Raw genomic sequence first — 6,013 nt, forward strand, 5'->3', positions numbered from 1 at the left:
TCGAACGGCGGGCCGGGGACCTTGTCTCCGGCCCGTCCGCTCTTGTAAAATGTCACACCTCATCAAGGAGCTCATGTGTCCATCACCCAGCACGACACCAACCGTCCCTGGCGCGGCATCATGGTCGCCACCACGCTCCCGCTGCGCGCGGACCGCACCGTCGACTACGACGCCTACGCCGAGCACGTCCGCTGGCTGATCGACTCCGGCTGCGAGGGCGTCGTCCCCAACGGCTCGCTGGGCGAGTACCAGACGCTCACCGCCGAGGAGCGTGCCAAGGTCGTCGAGGTCGCCATCGAGGCCGCGGGTGACGGCTCCCGGGTCATGCCCGGCGTCGCCGCCTACGGCAGCGCCGAGTCCCGCCGCTGGGCCGAGCAGGCCGCCGAGGCCGGCGCCGGCTCCGTCCTGCTGCTGCCGCCGAACGCCTTCCGGGCCGACCACGCCTCGGTGCGCGCCCACTACGCCGAGGTCGCCAAGGCCGGCCTGCCGATCGTGGCGTACAACAACCCGATCGACACCAAGGTCGACCTGGTCCCGTCGCTGCTCGCCCAGCTGCACGCCGAGGGCTCGATCGTCGCGGTCAAGGAGTTCAGCGGCGACGTCCGCCGGGCGTACGAGATCGCCGAGCTGGCCCCCGAACTGGACCTGCTGATCGGCGCCGACGACGTGCTGCTGGAGCTGGCGCTCGCCGGAGCGGTCGGCTGGATCGCCGGCTACCCGAACGCCCTGCCGGCCGCCTCGGTGGCGCTCTACGACGCCGCCGTCTCCAAGGACCTGGAGAGCGCGCTGCCGCTCTACAAGTCGCTGCACTCGCTGCTGCGCTGGGACTCCAAGACCGAGTTCGTCCAGGCCATCAAGCTCTCCATGGACATCGCCGGGCGCCCCGGCGGCCCGGTGCGCGCCCCGCGCCAGCCGCTCGTCCCGGAGATCGAGGCGGCCGTCCGCGCGGCCACCGAGAAGGCGCTGGCCGACGGCCTGGTCTGACACCGGCGCGAACCCGGGCCTCCGGGCCGGCTGCGGCGGCAGTCGGCCCGGCCCACCCCCACCATCCGAACCTGTACGGGAGTTGTGACCCATGCGCAGCCGTCACGTGTTCCATGCCGTCGACTCGCACACCGAGGGCATGCCGACCCGGGTGATCACCGGCGGCTTCGGCGTCATCCCCGGCGCCACCATGGCCGAGCGCCGGGTGCACTTCCAGGAGCACCTGGACCACTTCCGCACCCTGCTGATGTACGAGCCGCGCGGCCACGCCGCGATGAGCGGCGCGATCCTCCAGCCGCCGACCCGGCCGGACGCCGACTTCGGCGTGCTCTACATCGAGGTCTCCGGACTGCTGCCGATGTGCGGGCACGGCACCATCGGGGTCGCCACCGTGCTGGTCGAGACCGGGATGGTCCCGGTGGTCGAGCCGGTCACCACCGTACGGCTGGACACCCCGGCCGGACTCGTGGTCGCCGAGGTGCACGTCGAGGACGGCGCCGCCAAGGCGGTGACCATCCGCAACGTGCCCTCCTACTCGGTCGCCCTGGACCGCAAGATCGAGGTGCCCGGCTACGGCACGGTGACCTACGACCTCGCGTACGGCGGCAACTTCTACGCCATCCTGCCGCTCGCCGAGTTCGGACTGCCCTTCGAGCGCGAGCGCAAGCAGGAGATCCTGGACGCCGGCCTGGCGATGATGGACGCGATCAACGCGAGCCCGGACCGGCCGGTGCACCCGGAGAACCCGTCCATCCACAGCTGCCACCACGTCCAGCTGCTCGCCCCCGGCTCCACCGCCGAGCACTCCCGGCACGCGATGGCCATCCACCCCGGCTGGTTCGACCGCTCGCCCTGCGGCACCGGCACGTCGGCGCGGATGGCCCAGCTGCACGCGCGCGGCGAACTGCCCCTCGGGCGGGACTTCCGCAACGACTCCTTCATCGGGACCACCTTCACCGGGCGGCTGGTCGAGGAGACCGAGGTGGCCGGGCAGCCCGCGGTGGTGCCCACCGTCACCGGGCGGGCCTGGGTCACCGGCACCGCCCAGTACTTCCTCGACCCGAGCGACCCGTTCCCGGCGGGCTTCCTGCTCTGACCCCCCCTCCTCCCTCCTTCGTTCCCCGTACCTCCCTCGAAGGGCTGCTGGCTGTGACCATCACCTCGTACAACCCCGCCGACCCCGCCGACCTCGTGGTCGCCGTCGAGGAGCCCGGCGCCGAGGCCGTGCGGGCCGCCGTCGGGCGGGCCCGGGCGGCGCAGGGCGACTGGCTCGCCGCCGGGGCGGGCGCCCGGTCGGCGGCGCTCGGCCGGATCGCGGACGCCGTGGAGGCGCACGCCCACGAGCTGGCCGCGCTGATCGTGCGCGAGGTCGGCAAGCCGCTGGCCGAGGCGCTCGGCGAGGTCGCCCGTACGGCGGCGATCTGGCGCTACTACGCGCAGGCGCCGTACGCGCCCTCCGGGGCGGTGCACGAGACCGCCGCCGGCCCCGGGCTGCTGCTCACCCGGCGCCGCCCCTACGGGGTCGCCGGGCTGATCGCGCCGTGGAACTTCCCGCTGGCGATCCCGACCTGGAAGGCCGCGCCGGCCCTCGCCGTCGGCAACGCGGTGGTGCTGAAGCCGGCGCCCGAGGCGACGGCCTGCGCGCTGCGGCTGGCCGAGCTGGCCGGGCTGCCCGAGGACGTGTTCACGGTGCTGCCCGGCGGGGCCGAGGAGGGCGCGGCGCTGGTGGAGACCGCGGACGTGATCTCCTTCACCGGCTCGACCGGCGTCGGCCGGGCCGTGGTGCGGGCCGCGACCGAGCGCGGGGTGCCGGTGCAGGCCGAACTCGGCGGGCTGAACGCCGCGCTGGTGCTGCCGGACGCCGACATCGCGCAGGCCGCCGGGCACATCGCCGCGGCCATCGCCGGGTACGCGGGGCAGAAGTGCACCGCCACCAGCCGGGTGATCGCGGTCGGCGCCGCCCACGAGCCGCTGCGCGAGGCGCTGGTCAAGGCGCTGGCGGCGGTCGACGACGCGGTCTGCGGGCCGGTGATCAACGCCGCCGCCCGGGAGCGGCTGACCGGCGCCGTCTCCTCGGCCGTCGAGGCCGGGGCGAGCGTGCTCACCGGCGGCCGGGTGCCCGAGCGGGCCGGCTGGTACGTCGAGCCGACCCTGCTCGCCGAGGTGCCGGCCGAACACCCGCTGGCCCGTGAGGAGTTCTTCGGTCCGATCGCCGTGCTGCACGCCGCGGCCGACCTCGACGAGGCCATCGCGCTCGCCAACGACACCCCGCACAGCCTCTCCACCTCGGTGCACACCCGCAGCCTGGACGTGGCGCTGGCCGCCGCCGACCGGCTGGACGCGGGCATGATCCGGGTCAACGCCCCGTCCAGCGGCGTCGACTTCCACCTGCCCTTCGGCGGGGCCAAGGGCGCGAGCCACGGCGAGCGCGAGCAGGGCCAGGCCGCCCTGGACTTCTACACCGTCAGCCGGACCGTCAGCGTGCTGCCGGGAGGTGGCGCCTGATGTTCGTCCGCACCGTCGACTACCACACGGCCGGCGAGCCGTTCCGGATCGTGCTGGACGGCGTGCCGCCGATCCCCGGCGACACCGTCGCCGAGCGCCGGGCCATCGCGCTCGGCGCGGGCGGCAGCGCGACCGCGCCCCGGCCCAGCGCCCTGGACGACGTCCGGCAACTGCTCGTCCGCGAGCCGCGCGGCCACGCCGGGATGTACGGCGGCTTCCTGGTGCCGCCGGACGACGACGAGGCGCACCTGGGCGTGCTGTTCTGGCACAAGGACGGCTACTCCACCGCCTGCGGGCACGGCACCATCGCGCTCGGCGCCTGGGCGGTGGACTCCGGACTGGTGGCCGCCCCCGTGGACGGCGTGGCACGGGTGCGGATCGACGTGCCGTCCGGCCGGGTCACCGCCCTGGTGCACCGCGCCGGCGGGCGCACCACCGGGGTGACCTTCCGCAACGTGCCCAGCCGGGTGACCGCGCTGAAGCTGCCGGTGGAGACCTCGCTCGGCACCGTGGAGGTCGCCGTGGCGCACTCCGGTGCCTGCTACGCCTCGGTGTCCGCGGCCGCCCTCGGGCTCGCCGTGGAACCGGAGCGGCTGCCCGAACTCACCGCCGTGGGGCGGGAGATCAGGGCCGCGCTGGCCGGCGCCGAGGCGGTCGCGCACCCGACGGACGCCCGGCTCTCGGGTGTGTACGGGGTGGTGCTGTACGACGAACTCCCCTCGGTGGACGGGGTGCTGAACCAGCGGAACGTCACCGTCTTCGCCGACGGCCAGATCGACCGCTCGCCCTGCGGCTCCGGCACCTCCGCCCGGCTGGCGGTGCTCGCCGCCGAGGGGCGGCTGGCCCCCGGCGAGCCGCTGCGGCACGAGTCGATCATCGGGACGGTCTTCTCCGGCCGCTTCCTGCCGGGCGGCGACCCGCAGGGCGAGGGTGTGGTCACCGAGGTCGGCGGGGCGGCCTTCCGCACCGGCGAGCACGGCTTCGTCCTGGAGCCGGACGACGAGCTGGGAGCGGGGTTCCTGCTGTGAGCCGGACATCCGAGAGCCGGACCGCCGCCGAGAGCCGGGCAGCCGAGAACCGGACCGCTGTGGTTCCGAGCGACCCGAGCCCGACCGCACTGCCCGGTACGGCGGTTGTGCCGCTCCAGTACGCCGTGGCGGGCACCGGCGGAGTCGGGCCCGCCGGTGCGGTGGGGGCGATCGAGCGGGTGCTGCTGGACGGGTTCGACCCGGAGGCGGCACCCGCCCGATCCGCCGTACCGGTGCCCGCCGGGGAAATGCTGATGATGCCGGCCGCCGCCGGGCCGTACGCGGGCGTGAAGATCGCCGGTGTCGCGCCGGCCAACCCGGAGCGGGGGCTGCCCCGGATCACCGGCAGCTACCTGCTGCTGGACGGGCCCACCCTGCAGCCGCTCGCCCTGCTGGACGGCGCCGCGCTCACCGCGCTGCGCACGCCCGCCGTCACCGCGGCCGCGCTGCGGCGGCTGGCGGTGCCGGAGGCCGAGCACCTGGTGCTGTTCGGCTCCGGGCCGCAGGCGTACGGGCATCTGGACGCCCTGCTCGCCGTCCGGCCGCTGCGCCGGCTCACCGTGGTGGCGCGCAACGCCGACCGGGCGCAGGCGCTGGCGGCGTACGGGCGGGAGCTCGGGCTGACGGCCGAGGTCGGCGGTCCGCGGGCGGTCCGCGAGGCGGACCTGGTGGTCTGCTGCACCACCGCGCGCACGCCGCTGTTCGACGGCGCGTTGGTGCCCGCGCACGCGGCGGTGGCCGCGGTGGGCTCGCACGAGCCGGACGCGCGGGAGGTCGACGAACTGCTGGTCCAGCGGGCCGAGCTGTACGTGGAGGCGCGCACGGTCGCGGGCCGGGAGGCCGGGGACCTGCTGATGGCGGGTGTGGCCGGGCGGCAGCTGTGGAACCTCTCCGAGCTGGTGCGCGGCGACGCGCTGGTGCCGGACGGGCGGCCGCGGTTCTTCAAGAGCGTCGGGATGGCCTGGCAGGACCTGGCCGTCGCGGCGGAGGTGTACCGGGCCGCGTCGTAGGGGTTCAGTCGCCGAGGAACACGAGCCAACTGCCCGGGATGGCGGCGCAGTTGGCGAGCAGATTACGCAGGTCGCGGACGGCCGCCCGCTGCTCCCCGGTGGTGCAGCGGGCGAGCAGCGCGGTGGCCTCCTCGAAGGCGGCGCCGGCGTCCTGCTCGTTGAACAGCGTGTCGCCGTACGGGTCGATCCGGCCGAGCCGGTGGTCGGACGGACGGGCATGCGCGGCCAGGGCGTCGGCGAGACCGGCGCCGTGGTCGGTGGACAGGTGCAGCAGGTTCGGGCTGGTGCGGCGGCCGTTGTTCGGGCGGCCGTCGTACAGCGCGACTTCGATCGACAAGTGCGTTACTCCTGGCCGTGGTTGGGAGTTGTGAAACCGGAGTCGGGGGGGGGGGGGGGGGGGAGGCCGGCCACCGCGCCCCCAACCAGTAGTAGGCCCGGGACACCGGGTACGGGTGGGGCGGGGGCAGGGGGTAGGTGTTAGTGTAC

The 6,013-nt window shown here is 75.0% G+C and carries 6 protein-coding genes; 5 read left to right on the forward strand and 1 reads right to left on the reverse strand.

What is annotated here, in order from left to right:
• Window positions 1–120 precede the first annotated feature (120 nt).
• The 5 genes from ACWGJO_RS28945 to ACWGJO_RS28965 all read left to right on the forward strand — a co-directional run bounded on the left by ACWGJO_RS28945 (window position 121) and on the right by ACWGJO_RS28965 (window position 5,527).
• Complete coding sequence (locus tag ACWGJO_RS28945; RefSeq protein WP_452188183.1) at window positions 121–984, forward strand: dihydrodipicolinate synthase family protein; 864 nt, start codon at window positions 121–123, stop codon at window positions 982–984.
• A gap of 91 nt (window positions 985–1,075) precedes the next feature.
• Window positions 1,076–2,080 carry a proline racemase family protein gene (locus ACWGJO_RS28950; RefSeq protein ID WP_452188156.1) on the forward strand — a complete coding sequence of 335 codons (1,005 nt, stop codon included), beginning with the start codon at window positions 1,076–1,078 and terminating at the stop codon, window positions 2,078–2,080.
• A gap of 53 nt (window positions 2,081–2,133) precedes the next feature.
• Window positions 2,134–3,489 carry an aldehyde dehydrogenase family protein gene (locus tag ACWGJO_RS28955; RefSeq protein ID WP_452188158.1) on the forward strand — a complete coding sequence of 452 codons (1,356 nt, stop codon included), beginning with the start codon at window positions 2,134–2,136 and terminating at the stop codon, window positions 3,487–3,489.
• On the forward strand, window positions 3,489–4,517 hold the full coding sequence (locus ACWGJO_RS28960) for a proline racemase family protein (RefSeq protein WP_452188160.1): 1,029 nt from the start codon (window positions 3,489–3,491) through the stop codon (window positions 4,515–4,517). The genes ACWGJO_RS28955 and ACWGJO_RS28960 overlap by 1 nt, the downstream gene beginning before the upstream one ends.
• Window positions 4,514–5,527, forward strand: coding sequence for an ornithine cyclodeaminase family protein (locus ACWGJO_RS28965; protein WP_452188162.1), 1,014 nt, complete (start codon window positions 4,514–4,516; stop codon window positions 5,525–5,527). The genes ACWGJO_RS28960 and ACWGJO_RS28965 overlap by 4 nt, the downstream gene beginning before the upstream one ends.
• Before the next feature lie 4 nt (window positions 5,528–5,531).
• On the opposite strand, the gene ACWGJO_RS28970 is transcribed toward ACWGJO_RS28965, so the two are convergent.
• Window positions 5,532–5,864, reverse strand: a complete 333-nt coding sequence (locus ACWGJO_RS28970; protein WP_452188164.1) for a hypothetical protein — start codon at window positions 5,862–5,864, stop codon at window positions 5,532–5,534.
• Window positions 5,865–6,013 lie beyond the last annotated feature (149 nt).

It is taken from the genome of Kitasatospora sp. NPDC054795, assembly GCF_053611565.1.